Below are 21,538 nucleotides of genomic sequence, written 5' to 3'. Positions count from 1 at the left end.
ATGACGGATGCACTGCCCACGCTTAAAGAAGCGGATGCGCTACGCGCCGATATCTACCGGCTGTTAGCCACGCTGTTGCGCCAAGCGCCGGACACGGAATTGCTGGATTGGCTGGCTGAGTTGGCTATCGAGCAAGATGGCAGCCGTTTGGCGGAATGCTGGCAAGCGCTGGCCATCGCCGCCCAGAATGCCAACGTAGAGCAGCTGCAGCGAGCCCACTTTCGACTCCTGGTCGGCGTGATTCAAGGTGAAGTGGTGCCCTACGCCTCCTGGTACCGCAACGGCGAATTGATGGAAGCGGCGCTGGTGGCACTGCGTCGTGATTTGAAAGTGCTTGGCTTTGTACGCAGCGAGCATACCCGTGATCCAGAAGATCATCTTGCTGCGCTATGTGAAGTGATGGCGATGTTGATTGACGCCGAAAGCGCTGAGCAGCGCTATTTCTTTGACCAACATTTAGCACCCTGGGCGGCCAGCTGTTTTGCCGATCTAGGACAGGTAGACACCGCTTTCTATGCAGCGCTGGGGCAGTTAGGTAGCGCTTTTATGGAGAGTGAGCAAGCTCGCTTAAGCGTTGATGCGGGCCACACACCGGTGCGGATCGTTGAACCTTAGCGAAGGCTCCATAAAAACATTACATAAAAACATTAGTAAAGAGCCAAAATCAGTATAAGAAGCTGCATAAAAGACCCTGGATAAGAGCATGTTAGAGGAGAAACTCATGCAACCGTCTTCAAAAGCATCAGCACATAACCCTGAGCGCCGCCGGTTTATGAAAACCGTTGGGTTGGGAACCGCCGCTGCTGGCGCCGCGGCGGCAGTCGGCCATGTCACTCTGGCCCAGGCCGAGACTGCCCCGGTAAAAAACGAAAAACCATCGGTTAACTACCGTGAGACTGATCACGTCCGTGCTTATTACGCCTCGCTGCGTGACTGACGGCGGAATGCCAGGAGATTTGCCATGCGCTTAACTCGCAAAACAGACGCCCCCAAGGCCTCCGGGCTGGGTATTTCCCGTCGTCAGTTCCTCAAACGCAGCGGTGCTGCCACCGGCGGTGTGGCTGCCGTTGGCTTTATGGGTGCGCCCATGATGCGGCGCTCAGAAGCCGCTGACAAAACACCCGTGCTGGACTCGCCGGTCGAGACCAAACGCACCATCTGCTCACACTGCTCAGTCGGTTGTGGCGTGTATGCCGAAGTTCAAGAGGGCATTTGGACGAAGCAAGAACCCGCTTTCGATCACCCTATTAACCGCGGTGCGCACTGCGCGAAGGGCGCTTCGCTGCGCCAGCACGGTCACTCCACGCGGCGCCTCAAGTACCCGATGAAGCTGGTCGCGGGTGAGTGGGAGCGCATGAGCTGGGATGACGCCATTAACGAGATTGGCGATAAGCTGCTAGAACTGCGCGAAGAGCACGGCCCGGACAGCGTTTACTGGCTGGGTTCAGCAAAGTTCAGCAACGAGCAGGCGTATTTAATGCGCAAGCTTGCCTCGCTATGGGGCACCAACAATACCGACCACCAGGCGCGTATTTGCCACTCCACCACCGTGGCGGGCGTGGCGAATACCTGGGGTTATGGAGCGATGACTAACTCGCTCAACGATATGCATAACAGCAAGGCAATTCTGTTCATTGGCTCGAACCCCAGTGAAGCGCACCCGGTGGCGATGCAGCACATTCTGATCGCCAAAGAGCGCAACAACTGCGACATTATCGTTGCCGATCCGCGCTTTACCCGCACCGCCGCCAAGGCCAACAAATACGTTCGTCTACGCCCCGGTTCGGACGTCGCCTACATTTGGGGCTTGTTGTGGCACATTTTTGAAAATGGCTGGGAAGACAACGAGTACATCAATCAGCGCGTTTACGGTATGGATGAAGTGCGTGCGGAAGTCGCCAACTTCCCGCCCAGCGTTGTAGAAGAAGTCACCGGCGTCCCCGAAGCCGAGATGTACGATGTCGCCAAACGCCTCTCCGACAACCGGCCTGGCTGTGTGGTCTGGTGTATGGGCGGCACCCAGCACACCACCGGTAACAACAATACCCGCGCTTACTGCATTCTTGAGCTGGCGCTGGGGAATATCGGTGTGGCGGGCGGCGGCGCTAATATCCTGCGTGGCCACGATAACGTACAAGGGGCGACCGACTTAGGCCTTGGCTGCGATTCACTGCCGGGATACTACGGCCTGGCGGAAGGTGCCTGGCAGCACTGGGCGCAGGTGTGGGATCTCGACTACGAGTGGCTTAAAGGCCGCTACGACGATACCGAATACGCCGACGGCAAACCGATGTATACCAGTGGTATTACGGTCTCACGCTGGGTCGATGGTGTGCTAGAGGAAGACGAAAACATCTCCCAGCGCACTGCGCTGAAAGCGATGTTCTACTGGGGCCACGCGGTTAACTCCCAGACCCGCGGCGTCGAGATGCAAAAAGCCATGCAGAAGCTGGAGATGATGGTCATCGTTGACCCTTATCCCACCGTTGCCTCGGTAATGCACGACCGTAGCGATGGCGTGTATCTGCTACCAGCGGCGACCCAGTTCGAAACCACCGGTAGTGTCACGGCGACCAACCGTTCGATTCAGTGGCGTGACCGGGTGATTGAGCCGCTGTTCGAATCCAAGCCTGACCACGAAATCATGTACCTGTTTGCCCGTAAATTGGGCTTCGGTAACGAGCTGGTCAAGAATTATCAGATGAACGGCGATGAGCCGCTGATCGAAGATATTCTGCGCGAAATTAACAGCGGTATGTGGACGGTAGGCTACACCGGGCAAAGCCCCGAGCGTCTCAAAGAGCACCAGCAAAACTGGCACACCTTCAGCTTCGAGAATCTGCGCGCAGAGGGTGGCCCGGCGGACGGTGATTACTACGGCTTGCCGTGGCCCTGCTGGGGCACGCCTGAGTTCAACCACCCGGGCTCGCCCAATCTTTACGATACCAGCGTGCCGGTGATGGAAGGTGGCATGGGCTTCCGTGCCCGTTTCGGTATCGAGCGTGATGGCGTCAACCTTCTGGCGGAAGGTTCAGCACCAGTGGGCGGCGATATTGACGACGGCTATCCAGAGTTCAATGACCAGTTGCTTAAAGATTTAGGCTGGTGGGACGACCTAACCGCCGAAGAGAAGCAGGCGGCGGAAGGCAAAAACTGGAAAACCGACCTCTCTGGCGGTATCCAGCGGGTCACCATTGAGCATGGCTGTGCGCCCTACGGCAACGCCAAGGCACGCGCCGTGGTGTGGACGTTCCCCGACCAGGTGCCTAAGCACCGCGAGCCGCTCTACACCACGCGCCGTGATTTGGTTGAACGCTTCCCAACTTGGGACGATTTCGACTCCATCATGCGCCTGCCAACCATGTACAAAACCATTCAGGATCGCGACAACAGCGGCGATTACCCAATCATTCTTACCTCTGGGCGGCTGGTTGAGTACGAAGGTGGTGGGGAAGAGACGCGTTCCATGTCGTGGCTGGCCGAGCTGCAGCAAGAGATGTTTGTTGAGATCAATCCGGCAAACGCCAACGACCTCAGCATCAAGGATGGCGACGATGTCTGGGTTGAAGGGGCTGAGGGTGGCCGCGTGAAAGTCAAAGCGCTGGTCACGCCTCGCGTTGATCGTAACGTGGCGTTTATGCCGTTCCACTTTGGTGGCATGTTCCAGGGCGAAAGCCTGCGCGACCGTTATCCGGATGGGTCGGATCCGTACATCATTGGTGAGGCGGCCAATACCGCCACCACCTACGGCTACGACCCGGTGACACTGATGCAAGAGACCAAGTGCACCATCTGCCGCATTGAGCGGGCTTAAGTTTAATAAGAAAGCCCCGACCGACCTGACAGCACGACGGTGCGGGAGCCATCCCGCACCGGCATGAGGAGAACACCATGGCTCAAATGAAATTTATGTGTGACGCCGAACGCTGCATCGAATGCAACGGCTGCGTCACCGCGTGTAAGAATGCCAACGATGTTGAGTGGGGCATCCAGCGTCGCCGCGTGGTCACGCTCAACGACGGCGAAGCAAGTGAAATGTCGATTTCCGTCGCCTGTATGCACTGTGACGACGCGCCGTGTATGGCCGTTTGCCCGACCGACTGCTTCTACAAAACCGATGACGGCATCGTGCTACACGACAAAGACCTCTGCATCGGCTGCGGCTACTGCCTCTACGCCTGCCCGTTTGGCGCTCCGCAGTTTCCCCAGCAGGATGCGTTCGGTGAGCGCGGCAAAATGGACAAATGCACCTTTTGCGCGGGCGGTCCGGCCGAAAGCAAAGAAGAGGAGTACCAGAAATACGGCTCCAACCGCATTGCCGAAGGTAAACTGCCGCTATGTGCCGAGATGTGCTCCACCAAAGCACTGCTTGCCGGTGATGCCCAAGACGTTGCCGATATCTTCCGCCAGCGCGTTGTCCATCGCGGCCACAAAGATGGCGCCTGGTCGAATAACCCACAGGCCAGTGCCGACAACCTAGCCTATGATGCTGCCCATAAAGGGTAAGGAGGCGTGTCATGAACCTGTTGACTGCACAGGCACCCGGTGGGGTGCCGCATTCAGGTAAAGGGCTCGCCCTGGGCATTTGGCGCTTTATGTTGGTGGCGCTTGCTCTGGTGCTAAGCCTCGGCTTCACGCAAGTGGCTATTGCGCAGGCGGATCCTGACCGCGAAATGACCACTGCCGCCCCCGGCATTACCGCTGACCAGTGGCGTCAGGTGCGCAGTGGAGAGACCGGGCCTAACTACCGTGACTCGCGTTATGAAAGCGACTACAGCCTGATCAATGCAAGCGGTGAAACCTGGCGGCAGATTCGCAACCGCTGGGTATCGCCGTTTGGTTTGATTGCGGTATTTGGCATGGCGGCGCTGATCGCGCTGTTCTACTTCATTGTGGGACGCAAGGAGCTTGAGGCACCGCGTACGGGTCGTCTGCTATTGCGGTGGACGCTAATGAAACGCACCTTGCATTGGACGGTAGCGACGCTGTTTATCATTCTGGCGATAACGGGGATGACGCTGCTATTCGGCAAGTTTGTGTTCCGCCCCCTGTTTGGTGATGGGGTTTGGGCTTGGATGATCGCAGCCACAAAAGTGCTGCATAACTACTTGGGCCCTATCTTTGGCATTCTGCTCGTCATACTGCTGGTCAGCTTGATCAAAGAGAATCTTCCCAAAAAGCACGACTGGGTGTGGTTTAAGAAGGGCGGTGGCATGATTGGTAAAACGCATGTCGACGCTGGTTTTGCCAATGGTGGTGAGAAAGCCTGGTACTGGATACTGGCGACGGTCGGTATTCTCGTGGTTGCCAGTGGCTTTGTGCTCGACTTCCCCAACTTCGACCAGAGCCGCGACACCATGCAGTGGGCGAATATTATCCACGCGGTGGGTGCGCTGGGACTGACAGCGATTTCCTTAGGCCATATCTATATCGGTACGCTGGGTACAGAAGGCGCGCTAGAAGGTATGACTACCGGCTACGTGGACGAGACCTGGGCCAAAGAGCACCACAATTTGTGGTACGAAGAGGTCAAAGACCAAACGCTATCGGAACAAGAGGTGGCGGCTCGCAAGTCATCGGGCGGCAGCGCTGATCCGTCCGCGACCCGAACCAGTTGATACGTTCGTAATGGTAGCGAAGACACCGCCTTTTGGCGGTGTCTTTTGTTATGCTTCACCTTAAGTTATTCAATAACCAAAAGTCATATTTATTAGAGGAAAGGTTATGTCAGCGTTTGATCAGTTAGACCCAACCACGCGCACCGAGCTTGAAGCCGCCGCGTTTCGGCGCCTTCTACAGCATCTGGACGATAACAAAGATGTCCAGAATATCGACCTGATGATTTTGGCGGACTTTTGCCGCAACTGCTTATCGAAATGGCTGGTGAGTGCCGCTGAAGCGCGGGATGAAAGCCTCAACTACGACGAGGCCCGTGAGTATGTATACGGTATGCCTTACAGCGAGTGGAAGGAGCTTTACCAACCGGAAGCCACGCCAGAGCAAATGGCCGCTTGGGAAGCGCACCACGCTAAAAAGAAAGCAGCCAAACAAGGGTGACGTCGATGAGTGAGCCAATGGTGCCCCTCAATATAGCTGTCCTCACGGTCTCCGATACCCGCACTGAAGAGACGGATCGCAGCGGCCAAGCATTAGTCGAGCGCTTGACCAGCGCTGGGCACACGCTCGCTGAAAAGCGTATTGTGCCAGACGATGTCTACCGTATTCGTGCGGTGGTAGCCAACTGGATCGCCGAGGCGGATGTGCAGGTGGTGATCACCACCGGTGGTACCGGCTTTACTGGCCGAGATTCCACCCCTGAAGCGATTTCGGTGCTGCTGGATAAGCGCATTGAAGGCTTTGGCGAACGTTTTCGTCAGCTAAGCGGTGAGGAAATCGGCAGCTCCACTATTCAAAGCCGCTGCCTTGGCGGCCTAGCCAACGCCACGGTAGTGTTCTGCCTGCCAGGCTCAACAGGCGCCTGCCGCACCGGCTGGGACGGCATTCTGGTCGAGCAGTTGGATAGCCGCCACAAGCCCTGCAACTTCGCCAACCTGGTCATCCCAGGCCGGGGGCAGCATGGCTGATTTGCAGCCGATATCAGCCGCACTTGAGGCGCTACTGGCAGACGTTAGCGCACTTGACGCAGAGAGTATCCCGCTGGAAGCCGCCGGTGGACGTGTGTTGGCCGAAGCCGTCACCGCGCAGTTGGATGTGCCGCCATTTGATAACAGCGCGATGGATGGCTACGCGCTGCGATCTTCCGATGCAGGGCAGTGGCTGCCGGTGAGTCAACGCATTGCCGCAGGCACGCAGGCTAAAGCGCTTGCACCCGGTAGCTGTGCGCGTATTTTTACCGGCGGAGAGATTCCTCCGGGTGCTGACTGCGTGGTGATGCAGGAGCGCGTAGACGTTGACGGCGAACGTGCGCTGATACCTGCCGATATTCCAGCGGGCGATAATGTCCGCCGCCAGGGGCGCGACGTGAAGAGCGGCTCTGTGCTACTCAATGCCGGTGAGCTGCTTGAAGCCGCAGCCCTTGGCCATTTGGCAGGCCAGGGGATTACCCAGGTCAGCGTGCGCCGTCGGCCTCGGGTGGCGCTGCTCTCCACGGGGGATGAGATCGTCGATCCGGGCACGCCGTTAAAACCGGGGCAGCTCTACAACTCCAACCGGCCAATGCTTAAACGGCTGCTAGAGAACTTTGGCGCGGAGGTGGTGAGCACCGTTAGCGTGCCGGATGATTACGCCCACACGGTGACGCTGTTAACGGCGGCTGCGGCAGAGTCGGATTTAGTGGTGACCACTGGCGGCGTGAGCGTCGGTGAAGAGGATCATGTTAAAGCCGCGTTGGAAGCGATTGGCCAGCTTGATATGTGGAAGCTGGCAATCCGTCCTGGTAAGCCGTTAGCGCTGGGTCGTCTGCCTCGCGATGACGGCAGCCAGACGCGATTTGTGGGTTTGCCGGGCAATCCTGTCTCGGGGTTTGTCGGTGCTTGGCTGTTTTTACGCCCTTTACTGGGCGCTATGCTTGGCTGTCCTGCGCTAAAAACATTGCCCACGCTAACCGCCCACGCTGGGTTTGCCACCTCCACCGGCCCTCGTGAACACTATATGCGTGTGACGCTAAATTTCACGCCCAACGGGGTGACGGCAACGGCTTTTGATGATCAGAACTCTGGCGTGCTCTCCTCCTGTATCAATGCCGACGCTTTTGCGGTGATTCCGGCCAATAGCGAAGTTGTCGAAGGCGATAAAATCAGTTGTTTATGGTTGGCTGGTTAAGCGCCGTGGCTTGAGAAAGCTAAGGGCTAAGCTTGCGCGCGTCGAGTAGCAGCACTAGCTGTTGTTGATCGAGGGTGACGCCGCAGAGTGCGGTTGAAAAACGGCGGGAAAGCAGCAGCTTAGGCAGTGGGTAAAGCGTGTTAGCTGGCAGTTGCTGGAGGGTAATGTCACCGCTTACGCCCAACTGCCAAGTGCTGTTGTTGTCACTGGCTGTTTGGGGATCGCGCAGAGTGAGCCAGCGGCTAGGCAGGGCGTCATGATCGCCGCCGACGTAGAGCAGCGAGTGAGCATTGGCGGTGCGCAATGTCGTAGGCCGGTCGGTCATGGCGAGTACATAGTGCGCTTCCAGGGCAGCGCGGTAAGGCCCGACGTGAAACAGTACCAGCGCAACCTGGGCTTGTTCATGCGGGTCGCGATATTGTGGCACTTTACCCGAGCCCCTGCTGGTAGGCGTCGAACAACGCCTCAGGGTCAAGCAGGGCAAGCGCTTCTCGCTCATTGAGCTGCCATAGTGCACTGACATAAGGCTGCAACGTAGCGGTGAGCGTTTCTGGGGGCGGTTGCAGCATGCTCTGGGCGACCTCGCAGACATCGTCAAGCTGCTCGATACGCACGCCGCTGCTGATACCGGCTGCACGGACTAGCAATAGCATCCCGTTAGGGGCGCCTTCAGGCGCGGCTAGACCAAGTAGCTGATGCAGGCTAATCAGCGACTCAATTTGGCCACGCAGGTGCAGCACGCCCTCGGTAGAGGTGGGTAGCCCTGGTAGGTAATAGACGGGCTGGTCGCTGGGTAGAATCTCTCTCACCGCGCTGCCGGGTAGCGCAAAACGTTGACCATTGAGTCGGAAGAGCACTAGTTGCTGGGTGGGCTCATCGACATCGACGACTGTCTCCGTATCGCCGTGGGTTGCTAATGCCTCTTCCAAGGTCTGAGTGGCGAACGGCAGGTCATTCGCTTGATTGCCTCGGGGGTATTCAGCGCTCATCGGCTAGCTCCGTCGATATCACTACTTGATTGCGCCCTTGGTTTTTGGCTCGGTAGAGCGCTTGGTCGGCGCTTAAACGCAGCGACTCTGTGGAGGGCTGGGCGGGGAAGTTGCTGATACCCACGCTGAAGGTGCAGCGAAAGCGGACTTCACCGGCGTGAAAGTCAACCAGCGCAAAATCCTCGCGGAGGCTGTTGATTAACGTGGCCGCTTTCTCGGCATTAATGCCTTTCAACAGCACGACAAACTCTTCACCGCCATAGCGGCCAATAATGTCGGAAAGCCGCAGGCGGCTTTTGAGCAACCGTGCCAAGGTAACGATCACTTGATCGCCCGCCAAGTGGCCGTGGGTGTCGTTAACTTCTTTAAAGTGATCGATGTCGATCATCGCCATGGCGTGCTGGCTATTATCACGATGGGCCTGAGCGAGGGTTTTATTGATCAGCTCGGTGGTGGTGCTGTGGTTATACAGCCCGGTCATGCTGTCCCGGGTCATTAATGAGCGCAGCAAGCGTAGGCGTTCGGCGCGCAGACGCACGGCAGAAACCAGTTCTTCGGGCTGCACGGGTTTGGTAAGAAAGGCTTCAACCCCCGCGGACATGGCGGAAATCTGTTTCTGGCTGTCGGTTTCACTGGAAAGATAGATAATCGGTAGTCCCAGGTATTCCGGCTGCTGACGAATAATCGTCGCCAGCTCTTCCCCCGAACACACCGGCATATATACATCGACCAGCACTAAGTCGGGGCTAAAACGCTCCATAGCATTAAGTGCATCGGCTGGGTGGTGCACTTGGTGAACGATCATTCCGGCCTCTTCAAGTAGCAAGGCGTGGTAAGCAGCCACCTCGGGCTCATCATCCACCACGAGCACTTTCAACGGCTCTTCCGCCGCGGGAGCGGTGAGTTCATCCACAGCCAACATAAGATCCAGCGGTTTTACCGGCTTGGTGAAGTAACCACCGCAGCCTGCACGAACGGCGCTTAGACGCGAGTGGAAGTCGCTGTGGGCCGATAAGACGATGGCGGGTAGCGGTTGGCCGGTCAGTTTATTCAAGCTGGTCAGGGTTTCAGTCCCTGCGGTTTGGCCCTGGGGGAACTGCACATCCATGATCACCGCGTCAGGGCGGCGAGTGAGCACGGCGTTAAAGAATGTTTCAGTATCGATAAACTGAACGACTTCATGACCGAAGCAGCGCAAGTGATGGATCAACTGATCGACCTGCTCGGGCTCATCGTCACACAGGTAAATTAACCGCTGGCGCTTATTGCGCAGCGGCTCCACTTGGCTGGTAAGCTCGAAGCTGTTGACGGCCGCCAGCGCTTGCTGTTGGCCGTGATGGGAGCGTAGGTGCTGTTGTTCGCGACCCAGCTTGAGCAGCAGTTGGCTGATAAAGGTATCAATATCGTCGCGGGTGGGGGAGGTAGTGAGCGCCTCCTCCGCCTGATCCGCCAGCAGGGCAAGCCGCTCAAAGCCCAGCGATCTTCCTGTGCCTTTCAAACTATGAAAAAAGCGGTGCAGCTCTGGCGCCAGCCGCGTCCGTTCTTCACTCGACATGCAGCTCTGCTGCCACAGCTCGGCGGTTTGCGCTAAGCGGGCTGGCAATTGCTCAATAAAACGCTCACGCAGCTGATTTAGCTTATCGTGCAGCGAAGGGGCGGGCTTAGACATCAAACTACCTACGTAAGTGATCGAAAGCGGCGATTCATTCCATCATTAATCTATTCCATCGCATCGAGCATTGCTTAGCCGCTGAGTGCCAGCGCCTTTTTCACGGCGGTTTCCAGGTTGTCCGCCAGTTCGGCATCTTTACGCAAACAGGCATCCAGGCCCGGTGTCTGCCGTAGCGTTGCATCCGGGGTGTCGCCGGTGAGAAGAATAAACGGCAGTTGACTGTCTTGCTCGCGCAGCATTGCCAATAACGCTAGCCCGCTGACCAAGGGCATGTGCATATCGCTGACAATCAACTTGATATTGCTATGGGTGTCTAGCTGTTCGACGGCTTCCATGGCATCAAAAGCCAGCAAGGTGGTGTGACCTTGAGACTCTAGCAGTGCCGCCGTCATTTCCCCGGCAAGCGGATCGTCGTCTACGACCAGGATAGGCATTCTATAACCTCTTGGTGTGTGTCATTAACGGCTGTGTCACTAATGACTATGTCACTAACGACTATGTCACTAACGACTATGTCAGTATCCTCCACGGCTAACCCAGCAGGGCCTGGAGCGTCTCTACTAAATTGTTCTGATCAAAACTGCCTTTGACGATATAGGCGTCGGCGCCGACTTCAATGCCGCGTCGTCGATCAGTCTCTTTTTCCCGCGAGGTGATAATAATGATCGGCCGGTAACGATAGGCCTCATTTTCGCGCAGTCGGGCAGTCAGCGCAAAGCCATCCATCACCGGCATTTCAACGTCGGTCAGTACCGCATCAAACGGCTCCGCCAGTGCCTTGGCTAATCCGTCGCGACCATTTTCGGCCAGGGTGACGTGATAGCCCCATGCTTCGAGCACGTCCTTTTCTATTTCACGGGTATTCAGTGAGTCGTCGACCACCAAAATGCGCTTCGCAAGCGTGGAAGAAGTGTGTTCATGGTTTGGACGCTGGGCAGTGTGCCGGGTGGCTTCCAGTAAAGCGGGCACATGCAGCAGGCTAACCAGCGCATTGCGGCCCATGGAAACCATACCCGAGACTAAGGGTAGGTAACGTAGGTGTACGGGTAGCGGCTTGATGACCCTGTCGCGTTCATCAATCAGTGAATCAATAATTAAAGCCAGCTTTTGGTGCCGCTGGTGGACGACCAGCAGTAGGGTGTTATCAGTGGCGGACGTCGTGGCGGGTAGCCCGAGCAATTCGGCAAGCGATACCACCGGCACAAATTCGTTGCGTAAAATCAGCGTGCGCTGTCCGGCGGCATCAATGAAGGAGTGTGATGAGCACTCTACAAGTTCTGAAACATAAGGCGCGGTTACGCCTAAATTGACGCCGCCGACGCTGACCAGCAGTACCCGCATCATCGCCAGCGAAAGCGGCAGGCGCAGGGTAAAATGCGTGCCGCTGCCGCGTTCGCTGGCTAGCTGCAGGTCACCGTTCAACTCATCTACCACGGTGCGCTTGACCACATCCATGCCCACACCGCGGCCAGAAAAGTCGGTAATCATGCTTTTGGTAGAGAAGCCGGGCAAGAAAATAAGCTCCAGGGTCTCTTGTTCGCTCAAGGCGTTAAGCTGCTCTTCGTTGATCAATTGTTTGGCGAGCGCTTTCTGGCGCACTACATCAAGGTCTATGCCTGCGCCGTCATCATGCATCTCAACCACCACCCAGTCAGCATCCTGCCAGGCTTCAATAACCAGCTGTCCACGGGGAGATTTACCCGCTGCCTGACGCTCGGCAGGTGGCTCTAAGCCGTGATCCAGAGCGTTACGCAGCAGGTGAATCAGCGGATCAGAAAGGCGATCAATCATCTGGCGGTCAAGTTCGATTTCACTGCCACGTACACGGCAATCGACCTGCTTGCCAAGTGACTGGGCCAGTTCCCGGGACATATGCGCGAGCGGGTCAAACACCACGCTTAGCGGCAGCATGCGCATTTGCAGTGCCCGGTCATGTAGGTCGCTCATCAGCGAGTTGTGGCTTAAAACGCTATCTTTCAGCTCACGGTGAAAGGCGTGAAAAGGCGCCTGCTGCTCGGCAGGCAGCGAGATGCTTAGCGCTCGGGCTTGATCAACCAGGGAGTGTAAGTGGTGGTGGCCGGACAGCACTTCACCCATCAAACGGATAACATCGTCCAGCCGATCCAGGCGAACTCGCACGGTATCGCTGAGACGTAACTCGCTGTCGGCCGCCTGCGCCGCTGAGAGCGCGGGTGCCGAGGATGCCGGAGTAGAAATGTTGGGCTGGGGTGAGGGCTGACCATGGGCAGCATTTTCAAGGGCGTTACATAGGGCCTCATCCGCCGCGGGTAAGTCGTCACCCGTCGCCCCTTCGGCGAGTCGGCTGACCAAGTCCGCCAGCCCGTCAACTGCCTGGCTGAGCAGGCTGGTAACCGCTGGCGTTGCACTTAGAGTGCCATCGCGCAGGGCGCTGAGCAGTTCTTCAGTGCTATGTGCCAGCGTGGTAATTGGCACCAGCTTGAGCATCCGCGACGAGCCTTTCAGCGTATGTGCTGCGCGGAATAGCTCGTTGATCTGTTCGCGATCAGCGTGGCCCTGCTCCAGTGCACAGATGCCTTCGCGCAGGCGGGGCAGGTGGTCGGCGGCTTCTTCCACGAAGCGCTGTATAAAGCGGCGAATATCCAGCGCCATATTAACCCGCTCCTTGGGTGGTACTGGTTGTTGCCAGTGTGATGTCGACCGCTGCTAGATAACGTTCGGCAAGAAAACGTGCATCGCCTGGCGGTAGCGGTGGTGCAATGGTGTCTAGCCCGCCATTAGAGGTGGGGGTGTTGGTCAGCAAACGCACCACCGCGGCATAGCGTTGCTTGCGCTGTAATGGCTCGTCGGGCAGCTCACCCTGACGATAAAGCTCCGCTAAATAGAAGTGTGCCGGCCAACACTCCGGCGCCACGTAAATGGCCCGTTTGAAATAGTCGTAGGCCTGATGGGGCTGCTGCTGCCAACGGGCGACTAATCCAGCCAGCACCAGCGCATCGATCGACCACGGCTGTTGCTTAAGCAACGCCTCCAGTAGCGTAGCGGCGTCGTCAAAGGCATTTTGATTCAGCAACTGATGGGCAGTTTGCAGCGGGTGGCTAATGGCGTCCGTTTGTGCCTTTTCCGTTGTTTGTTCACTTGGCGCTGCGGGGGCTAAAGCGTCGCTATTGGCTGGCTCTAACTCTTTGCTCGCGCTATCGCCGCTTCCGTCAGCTGACTCGTCGCCCATGAGCAAGGGGGGAGAATGGGGAACTGCCGTGGGCGGCTCTGCACGGCGAAAGTAAAAGACGCCTTCAGCTTCGACCAGTTCAAATACGCCCAGATCGTTACCCATGGTTTCGCTGACGCCGCAGAGTAAAATGCCATTCGGCGCCAGTAGCTGGCCAAGCTGTTGGTGAATACGGCGCCGCGTCTGCTGATCAAAGTAGATTGATACATTACGAAATAAAATCACATCAAAGGGGCCGCCAGGGCTGCTCTCTTCGGCGTTTAATAGGTTAAACGGGCAAAAAGTTACCCATTGGCGTAATGACTCGTGAAGCTTAAAGCGCCCCTTGTAGGGACTGAAGTAGCGCGCTTTGAAGTCAGCAGAGAGCGCGCGAAACGCCATGCCGCCATAAACCGCTTGGCGCGCCTTGGCGAGCACTTGATGATCCAGGTCGCCACCCGTGAGGTTAAATAGTGCTTTAGCCCGCTCGCCAAAGTGCTCAAATAGCATCATCGCTACGCTATAGGGCTCTTCGCCGGATGAGCAGCCCGCGCTGAAAATAGAAAGCGGCGGTTCCTCTGTTGCTAAACGCTCAGGCAAATAGCGGTTGACCAGCCAGCGCAAGGCATCCGGCTCGCGATAAAAATAGGTTTCGTTAACCGTTAATTGGCTGACAAACTGATCAAATAGCGCAGTGTCGCTGGTTAACCGTGTGAGGAGTTGAGTGGTATCGGTGAGCCCCGTTGACGCTTGTAAGCTGGCCACCGCCCGAAATAGCCGGGCTTCGGCCAAGCCTTCCAGGTGTAAGCCGCAGCGCTGATGAACCAGCGCTTTAAAAGGGGCAAAGGTGCTCATGCCAAGGGCTCCGGTCGGCTATCCAAGTAGCCGCGCACATCGCGCAGCAGCCGATCCGGAAGGCTATCCAGGGGTAATTCATACTGTATGACCCCGGCTTTAACGGCTTCCTGGTTCATGCCGTATATCACTGAACTAGCTTCGTCTTGCGCGAAAGTGGTACCGCCTGCCTGATAGATAGCCCGCATACCATTCACGCCATCGCGGCCCATGCCGGTCAAAATGATACCAACCGCATCACGGCCATAGACCTCCGCAACGCTCTGCAACAGTACATCGCAACTGGGATGGTATAGAAATGTCTCAGGGCTGGATTGAAGCTGAAAACGGTGGCGGGGGCTCACGCATAAATTACGCTCAGAAGGTGATAAATAGATATGTCCAGGGCGCAACTGCTCACCCTCTTGGCCAACACTGACCGGCATGGCGCACAGCGATGCCAGCCATTGTGCCATGCCATCAATAAACCCATGGCTGATGTGCTGGGCGATGACGATGGGCGCTGGGAACCCGGCGGGTAACCTGCGTAGTACCCGCACGAGTGCTTGCGGGCCACCAGTTGAGCAGGCAATGGCGATCACGTGTTGAAAATCCCGCGGCACTCTTCGTGGGGTGGCGGGTAGGGAAGGCAGGGGGATGATCGACGCTGGCGTTTTGACGCGCCGCCGCAGGCGAGTGATCACCGCGACACCGGCTAGCAGGCGTACACGTTCCAAAAGGCGCTCGGCGTCAGCCCCTTCCAATGTGGGTTTAGGCATGACTTCCAGTGCGCCCACTTCAAGGGCTTGATAGGCCGTTTGCGCATCGGAGCGGTCGCTAACCACCAGGATGGGCACGCCTTTGTTATACATGATCTCTTCGATAGCGCTTAGGCCATCCATCACCGGCATGTTGAGATCCATAGTGATCAGTTGCGGCGTAAGGCGTTTGGCCAGCTCCACCGCTTCGCGGCCGTTAATGGCTTCACCCACGATCTCAATATCACCGTCTCGGCTGAGGATATCGCGTAGCACGTCGCGGGCTACTTGGCTGTCGTCGGCAATGACTACCCGAATTGCACTCATTCGGTATCCTTATCAGCGGTTTTTATTTGTTAGGGTGAACTCCTGCACCAGCGCGTTAAGCTCCGCCGACATATGCACCATGTCCTGGCTAATGTCGGTAATGCTGCGCACCGAATGTGCGTTGCGAGAACTGGCTGTATCAATATCGCGCAGCGCCATAACCACCTGGCTGCTGGCGGTTTTTTGCTGCTGTGTAGACAGCGATATCTGCTGGGCCGCGCTGCTGGTTTGGCTTGCCGCCTTGAGCAGTGCCTCGAGATCCTGGGCAGTGCTGATGCTTGCTTCAACGCCCTGCTCGATTGAGGAGGCGCCTTTTTCAGAAGCCACCACTAAGCGATTAATTGCCGTCTGAATATCATCGGTATGGGCTTCAATTTCTTGGGTAGAGTCGGTCACGCTGTCAGCCAAGCGGCGTATCTCGCTGGCGACGACTGAGAAACGTCGGCCCGACTCTCCCGCGCTTGAGGCTTCCAAAGCGGCATTAAAAGCGATCAATTTGGTCTGGGCAGCCAGGGTGTTGATCAGCTCCATCACCTTGTTAATCTGCTTGGATTTTGCCCCCAGCGTCATGATCTCGGTCAGACTCTGCTCGCTGTCGCTGCGGATATCCTGCATCTTTGACTGTAGCAGTTGCATGGCCGCACTGCCTTTACGGCTGCGTTCCAGGGTTTGGTTAGCCACGTCGACCACCGACTGGGAGTGGTCGGCGATTTGGGTCGATGACGTAGAGAGCTCTTCCATGGTGGAGGTGATTTCCGCCACTGAAGAAGCCATCTCTTCCACCGCTGCGGCCATGGTTTGGCTCGCTTCATGGTCAATATCGCTGCCGTGCACACCGGAAAGCCCGGCCGTTTGTGCCAGCCGGTCGGCGACTTTAGTTAGCGCTTGAGCGTTCTTGGCCACTGCCGCAATGGCGCGGGAGAGGCGCTCAAGAAGCTCGTTGGTCTGATCGGCTAAATCGCCAAGCTCGGCTTTGTCGTCGGTGCTGACCCGCCGGGAAAGATCCAGGCTGAGGGTGATGTCTTTTAGCTGGCGCTGGAAATCAATCAGAGGGCGGATAAGAGTGCCGGTCAGCGGGTAGAGCACCAGTAAGCCGACGAGCAGAATGAGTAGGCCGATACCGCTGGACTCCAGGAAGCGCTCACGAGTAGACGCCAGGTAAGCCTCTTTATCGACCTCAACCATCAGATAACGCTGCAGTTCGGGTAGCCAGCGGGTGCTAATCAGCAGGGCGTGACCGTCGAGCTCAATCTCTTGTACCTGTAGCTGTTCATCACGCAACAGGCGCTGCGAGTCCTGCTCCGGTACAGGCTGCGCAGCAGTTTCTCCGCTGCGAACGAGCAGCTCGCCCTCGGCGCTAAGCAGCGAAGCATGGCCGATGCCACCTAAGCGAAAGTCATCAATCAAGCTGGCCATTTGGGAGAGATCAAGCCCCGCGCCAGCCACGACCAGCGGTCGACCGTTGGCGGCATTGACCGCGCTGCGGTAATTAACGTAAACAAAGGCATCATCGGGAGAAAAGGTGTCGCTATCTAGATTCAGCTCGTAAGCGTTGTCGCTATCAGTAAAATCGTAGTACCAGTCGTCTTCGCTGCCGGGCGGTTGGATTGTTCGCTGAAGAAATTCACCGTTGCGCAGTTGGAAATAGTAGCCTCGCCCCTGGTATTGGGCGGCAATAAACAGTAGCTCGGTGTCTAATTGCGCCATAAGGCGCGCTAAGTAGCTGGCGATAGCGTTTTGACGCTCTTCGGGCAAACCGTCGCGAACCCACTGCTCAATAAAGTAGCTATTGGCCAGACTTTCGGAAATGGCGAGATCCTGGCTGAGATTAAGGTTTATATGCGCGGCTAGCCCTTCGACCTGTGCCGGTAGCTCTTGATTAAGCAGGTTATCCAGCCGAGCCTGGCTGTGGGAGCGCGCTTGAAGATAGAGCGCCAGGAGCATTGCCAGTGCTAATACCGTTCCAAAGGAGAGAAATAGCCGAAGCCGTAGAGGTAGGGATTTCCAGCGCGCCATCATGTTCGCCGTTGCTCCAAAGTAAACGTGGCCCTAACGACGCTGCTCAATAGCGCTCAGGGTGAGTGGTAGAGTGATAATTACCACTCTACTTAGGGTGGTGGCAACGATTTCAGCTTTTTTTTGTGAGGGCTGTCCAGCCTATATAGGCGTGTTTTGGTACTTGCGTTTACACGATCGCGTGGGGGACAAAGCAGGAGGAGTCTTTGGTAATGCGGCCGACGTCTTCGCGAATGCCCATGCCGCAGGCACGGTCACCGACTACCCAACTGCCGATTAGCGCATGGTTGTTACCAAAGCGCGGCATGGGGTGATACGCCTGGCGAATCCAGGGGCTGTCGGTGTAGGGGCCGTCCACGGACTCGCGCTGGCCAGTTGGAGTGATCAGCTCCACGTTGCTGCCTTCCCGGGAGAAGAACGGCTTACGCACCCAGCCTGCTGGCAGTGGTGGGCTGTCGGCGGTCTCGAAAAACGCCGGTAGCAGATTGGGGTGGCCCTCAAAGTGCTCCCACAGCAGGGGCAAAATACCCTTGTTCGATAGAACTGCTTTCCAGGGCGGCTCGAACCAGTGGGTGTTTAACCGCGGGATATCTTCACCGAAGGCATCGTCGGCCATCTCTTCCCAGGGGTAGAGCTTGAACAGGGCATGGATAGGCTGGTTATCCAGGTCAACAAAGTGTTCCGCGCCGGGATTGATGCCAATATCTTCCATATAGATAAACGGCGCCTTGAGGCCCGCTTGCACCGCTACATCCTGCAAGTAGTGCACGGTGGCGCGTTCTTCAGCGTTATCTTTAATGCAGGAGAAATACAGCGTGCGGGCGTCAATGCGGTCGCCAAGGTGCGCCATGGCGTTGATCAGGCGCTCTTGAATTGAATTGTACTGATCCGCGTGGCGGGGCAGGATGCCCTGGGCGATGGCTTGTTCAAGCCACACCCACTGAAAAAAGCCCGCTTCGTAGAGCGAGGTGGGCGTGTCGTAGTTGAGTTCCAGCAGTTTCGCGGGGCCGTCACCGGAATAGGCAAAGTCCATTCGCCCGTAGAGGTGCGGTTGGCCTGACTTCCACGAGTTGTGGATGCTGTCCCACATATGCTCGGGCAGTGCCAAACGCTGCATAAGCGCATTGGAGTGGCAGACCTTATCCACCAGTTCCATGCACATCTCATGTACTTCCTCGGTAGGCGCTTCGATATCGCGCTCTACCTGTTCTAAGGTGAACTGGTAGTAGGCGTCCTCTTTCCAGTAGGGCTCCCCGTCGATGGTATGAAAATGAAAGCCCAGCTCGTGGGCCAGGGCTTTCCAGTTGCTTCGTTCAGGGATATCGATTCGCAGCATGGTGGGCTTTACTGGCGGCTTAGGAGCCCCAGCCACCTCGTGCGGAGGAACGCGAGCCAAAGCCTCGGCGCTGTGAGGTAGCTTGGCGGTTCTGTGCCACCGAGCTGCGCATTGCATCGTTACGCTGGGTGACGCGCTGGGAGGCCTGGTTCGAGGCGGTGTTCCAGTTGCCCTGATTCTGGCGGTTGCGGTATACCGGCTCCTGGTACACCCGTTCAAAGGAGCGCCCACGATTGGTATTGGACATCATACTGCCCACCATATAGCCCATCATGGCGGGCATAAACCAACTGCCGCCGGTGCTTCCGGTAGCTGCTTGGGACTGCTCTTCGGTTGGGGCAGTACAAGCGCCTTGACCATTTTCAGCTTCGCACTCTTCCAGGGTGCTATAACGCGGCACCGCTTCCAGCGAGGCTTTGTAGGCGTCTTCGCAAGCGCTGCGGGTGTAGACGTTTTCCGCCACGCAATCCTCTACGCTTTGAAAGCTGCGTGGCTGATCGAACTCTATATCGGTGATTTGCTCTTCCTGGGGCGGTTGGCCACAGGCGGTAAGACCAAAGGCGCTGGCGCCCATCATTGCCAATGACAAACGCCCGCTGCGCTTGCGGCGTGGCAAATGTGGGGTATGATCGTGTTTAGACATGCAGGCTCTCCTTTACCACGTCGTCGTTACCAAGTCATCGAAGCGGCGTTGAGTAAGCCGACTGCCACGGCCACACTGGCCATCAAAATGCCGTAGGCCTGATGGCCTTCGGTGATGTGCTGCGACAGGCTTTCACCCTGTTTACGCAGAAACAGCTTAACCGCGAAGAAGGTCGCCAACTGAACGATAAAGGCGACGACGCCCCAGAGCACAAAATCGATGAAGCTGATCGAGTGTGCCATCGCGCTATATAGCGGAATGGTAAAGCCTAAAATGGAGCCGCCGTAGGCAGAAGCGGCGGCTGCGTTACCTTCGCGAATCAGCGTCCACTCGTGGTGCGGAGTAATCCGGCTGTAGCAGTACATAAAGGCGGCGAGCAGTACGATCGCCGTGACTAGATAGGCGATAAATGATGGCAAGCCGTACAGGTAGTTCACCATGGTGGCGGTTTCCTTTTGTAGTAGGTAAAACGTATTTAAAAAACGGTGGTAATGATTACATAGCGTCGATATCGACGGAGGCCACATCGACCCCCACGTTGTGCACCACCATAAAGCTGCCTTCGCCATCGTTTTCAGCGCTTAGCAGTAAGTACTCCATGCGTTCAGCGCCTTCGATGGTACGCTCATAGAGCATTGCATGGTGGGTCACATGGCGGGCTGACACGCTCTCTGTGGTCATTACCTGCTCTTCGAAAACCACCGGCGGCGACCACAGGCTGTCGCCATCCCCCCATACTCGCTGATAGGTGCAACTGCGCGCTTCCTCAGTGGTTGAGGTGAGCGAGACAGTTTGGGCGCCGATGCTGTCGGGCTGCTTATCTTCACCGTTTATCACATTATCAAATTCGGCATCCGAAAGATGGGCAACACGGTAAAAGTCGAACAGCTTATATTCAAGCACCTGGCCGTTCTCAATGTTGGCCTGCAGCCAGGTGTCGTTATCCAGATAGAAGCGCACCAGGTGTGCTCCTTGACCAAGATCGACGTGCCCCACGGCGGCAATATGATGGTAGTCATCGTCGTTCCAGCGAAACAGCGCATCGGGATGGGCACGCAGGCCGATCAGCTTTATATTGACGCGCCCATCCAGGCGCAAGCCCTCAAGGTCTTCCTGACTGATACCTATAGGCAGGCCCGCGGCCACCGGGCGACCTGTATTCGGCTCGGGCGACTTTTCCGTGGTAGCGCGAAAAAGTGCCTTGAGGGTGTTAAACATGGCCTGGCTCCCTAATAAAATTAAACGCTAAATTTACTCTTGTGCGGCGTTTTTCTTCGCTTTCAGGCGCGCTAACACGTCGTCTGCTTTGCGGTTCTGACCACCCACCCCGGCTGCTTTCAAGCGGGCTTCCAGCGAGCTACCGCTCTCTTCCGCGGCCATATCGTCAGCGGCCTGCATTTGCGCCGAATTAAGCTGCTGACGTTCTTTGATGCGCTCGAGTGATTCCATGGCGCTGCTCATCGCGCTGTTCTGACCAGAGTGGCGAGACGCTACGGCAGATTGGGCCTTTTGTGCTGACTCGGTGGCTTTAACGACGCTCACCTGCTGCTTGAGCTGGCGAAGCTGGTTGTCGGTACTGCGAATGGCACCGCGCAGTTTTTCAATGCTGGCATCGTACTCGCTAACAATAGCGCGCTCTGCTTCCAGGTCATCCTGTAGCGCTACCATGCGTTCAGCCACTTCCACGGCCAGCGCTTCTTCGCCTTTATCCAGTGCGGCTTCGGCGCTTTTTTCCAGCTCGGCGATTTTGCTTTCCAGCGTGTCGGCCTTATTGCTGTTCAACTGGCGCTGGCCCATTAGGCGGGTAAGCTCGGTTTTAGACTGGCTCAAGTGGGTCTCTGAATCGCGGATTTCCTGATCTAAAATGCGCAACGCCTGGGAATCCACCACCGCTTGGCCGGTTTCATTTGCTTTGCCGCGTAGGGCGGTCATAATTTTGCTTAACATAAATAATCTCACTGGTAAGTGACGACAATGGTGATACTGATGATAGG

Annotated in this window: 21 protein-coding genes; 8 read left to right on the top strand and 13 right to left on the bottom strand. The window is 56.9% G+C overall.

Annotation, left to right across the window (positions count from 1 at the left end):
- The 8 genes from A6R74_RS15025 to A6R74_RS14990 all read left to right on the top strand — a co-directional run bounded on the left by A6R74_RS15025 (position 1) and on the right by A6R74_RS14990 (position 7,782).
- Positions 1–615, top strand: coding sequence for a TorD/DmsD family molecular chaperone (locus A6R74_RS15025; protein ID WP_064235291.1), 615 nt, complete (start codon positions 1–3; stop codon positions 613–615).
- A 106-nt stretch (positions 616–721) separates the two neighbouring features.
- Entirely contained in the window at positions 722–937 is a 216-nt protein-coding gene (locus A6R74_RS15020) for a twin-arginine translocation signal domain-containing protein (protein ID WP_064235290.1), read from the top strand.
- Positions 938–961: 24 nt separating this feature from the next.
- Positions 962–3,814 carry a molybdopterin-dependent oxidoreductase gene (locus A6R74_RS15015; protein ID WP_064235289.1) on the top strand — a complete coding sequence of 951 codons (2,853 nt, stop codon included), beginning with the start codon at positions 962–964 and terminating at the stop codon, positions 3,812–3,814.
- A gap of 77 nt (positions 3,815–3,891) precedes the next feature.
- A complete protein-coding gene (fdh3B, locus tag A6R74_RS15010; protein WP_007112726.1) occupies positions 3,892–4,506 on the top strand; it encodes a formate dehydrogenase FDH3 subunit beta in 615 nt (204 codons plus the stop codon).
- An 11-nt stretch (positions 4,507–4,517) separates the two neighbouring features.
- Positions 4,518–5,618 (top strand): formate dehydrogenase subunit gamma, encoded by a 1,101-nt coding sequence (locus A6R74_RS15005; RefSeq protein WP_064235288.1) that lies wholly within the window; start codon positions 4,518–4,520, stop codon positions 5,616–5,618.
- 106 nt (positions 5,619–5,724) lie between these two features.
- Positions 5,725–6,057, top strand: coding sequence for a DUF1244 domain-containing protein (locus A6R74_RS15000; RefSeq protein ID WP_007112728.1), 333 nt, complete (start codon positions 5,725–5,727; stop codon positions 6,055–6,057).
- Positions 6,058–6,062: 5 nt separating this feature from the next.
- On the top strand, positions 6,063–6,584 hold the full coding sequence (moaB, locus tag A6R74_RS14995) for a molybdenum cofactor biosynthesis protein B (RefSeq protein ID WP_064235287.1): 522 nt from the start codon (positions 6,063–6,065) through the stop codon (positions 6,582–6,584).
- Positions 6,577–7,782: a molybdopterin molybdotransferase MoeA gene (locus A6R74_RS14990; RefSeq protein WP_064235286.1), complete on the top strand. Its 1,206-nt coding sequence runs from the start codon at positions 6,577–6,579 to the stop codon at positions 7,780–7,782. The genes moaB and A6R74_RS14990 overlap by 8 nt, the downstream gene beginning before the upstream one ends.
- A gap of 19 nt (positions 7,783–7,801) precedes the next feature.
- Here A6R74_RS14990 and A6R74_RS14985 read toward each other — a convergent pair whose 3' ends face one another.
- The 13 genes from A6R74_RS14985 to A6R74_RS14925 all read right to left on the bottom strand — a co-directional run bounded on the left by A6R74_RS14985 (position 7,802) and on the right by A6R74_RS14925 (position 21,491).
- The gene (locus tag A6R74_RS14985; RefSeq protein WP_064235285.1) at positions 7,802–8,209 is read right to left on the bottom strand and encodes a hypothetical protein; all 408 of its coding nucleotides are present in this window, start codon (positions 8,207–8,209) and stop codon (positions 7,802–7,804) included.
- Position 8,210: 1 nt separating this feature from the next.
- Positions 8,211–8,771 (bottom strand): chemotaxis protein CheW, encoded by a 561-nt coding sequence (locus A6R74_RS14980; RefSeq protein WP_064235284.1) that lies wholly within the window; start codon positions 8,769–8,771, stop codon positions 8,211–8,213.
- Positions 8,761–10,440, bottom strand: a complete 1,680-nt coding sequence (locus A6R74_RS14975; protein ID WP_064235283.1) for a diguanylate cyclase — start codon at positions 10,438–10,440, stop codon at positions 8,761–8,763. The genes A6R74_RS14980 and A6R74_RS14975 overlap by 11 nt, the downstream gene beginning before the upstream one ends.
- Positions 10,441–10,514: 74 nt before the next feature.
- Positions 10,515–10,877, bottom strand: a complete 363-nt coding sequence (locus A6R74_RS14970) for a response regulator (protein ID WP_064235282.1) — start codon at positions 10,875–10,877, stop codon at positions 10,515–10,517.
- Between the two features lie 97 nt (positions 10,878–10,974).
- Positions 10,975–13,074 carry a hybrid sensor histidine kinase/response regulator gene (locus A6R74_RS14965; protein WP_064235281.1) on the bottom strand — a complete coding sequence of 700 codons (2,100 nt, stop codon included), beginning with the start codon at positions 13,072–13,074 and terminating at the stop codon, positions 10,975–10,977.
- 1 nt (position 13,075) lies between these two features.
- The gene (locus A6R74_RS14960; protein WP_064235280.1) at positions 13,076–14,485 is read right to left on the bottom strand and encodes a CheR family methyltransferase; all 1,410 of its coding nucleotides are present in this window, start codon (positions 14,483–14,485) and stop codon (positions 13,076–13,078) included.
- The gene (gene cheB / locus A6R74_RS14955; protein WP_064235279.1) at positions 14,482–15,549 is read right to left on the bottom strand and encodes a chemotaxis-specific protein-glutamate methyltransferase CheB; all 1,068 of its coding nucleotides are present in this window, start codon (positions 15,547–15,549) and stop codon (positions 14,482–14,484) included. Before cheB ends, A6R74_RS14960 begins: the two co-directional genes overlap by 4 nt.
- Positions 15,550–15,561: 12 nt before the next feature.
- The gene (locus A6R74_RS14950) at positions 15,562–17,568 is read right to left on the bottom strand and encodes a methyl-accepting chemotaxis protein (protein ID WP_064235278.1); all 2,007 of its coding nucleotides are present in this window, start codon (positions 17,566–17,568) and stop codon (positions 15,562–15,564) included.
- Between the two features lie 166 nt (positions 17,569–17,734).
- Positions 17,735–18,901 carry a glutathionylspermidine synthase family protein gene (locus A6R74_RS14945; protein ID WP_064235277.1) on the bottom strand — a complete coding sequence of 389 codons (1,167 nt, stop codon included), beginning with the start codon at positions 18,899–18,901 and terminating at the stop codon, positions 17,735–17,737.
- Positions 18,902–18,920: 19 nt separating this feature from the next.
- A complete protein-coding gene (locus A6R74_RS14940) occupies positions 18,921–19,544 on the bottom strand; it encodes a DUF1190 domain-containing protein (RefSeq protein WP_064235276.1) in 624 nt (207 codons plus the stop codon).
- A gap of 26 nt (positions 19,545–19,570) precedes the next feature.
- A complete protein-coding gene (locus tag A6R74_RS14935; protein WP_064235275.1) occupies positions 19,571–19,984 on the bottom strand; it encodes a DUF350 domain-containing protein in 414 nt (137 codons plus the stop codon).
- A gap of 55 nt (positions 19,985–20,039) precedes the next feature.
- Positions 20,040–20,762, bottom strand: coding sequence for a DUF2491 family protein (locus A6R74_RS14930; RefSeq protein WP_064235274.1), 723 nt, complete (start codon positions 20,760–20,762; stop codon positions 20,040–20,042).
- 33 nt (positions 20,763–20,795) lie between these two features.
- Positions 20,796–21,491: a PspA/IM30 family protein gene (locus A6R74_RS14925; RefSeq protein WP_064235273.1), complete on the bottom strand. Its 696-nt coding sequence runs from the start codon at positions 21,489–21,491 to the stop codon at positions 20,796–20,798.
- Positions 21,492–21,538: the final 47 nt, after the last annotated feature.

The organism is Halomonas sp. ALS9 (assembly GCF_001651035.1).
Lineage (GTDB): Bacteria > Pseudomonadota > Gammaproteobacteria > Pseudomonadales > Halomonadaceae > Vreelandella.
The sequence above is the reverse complement of the archived record's forward strand: the minus strand, read 5'-3'. Positions and strand labels throughout refer to the sequence as shown.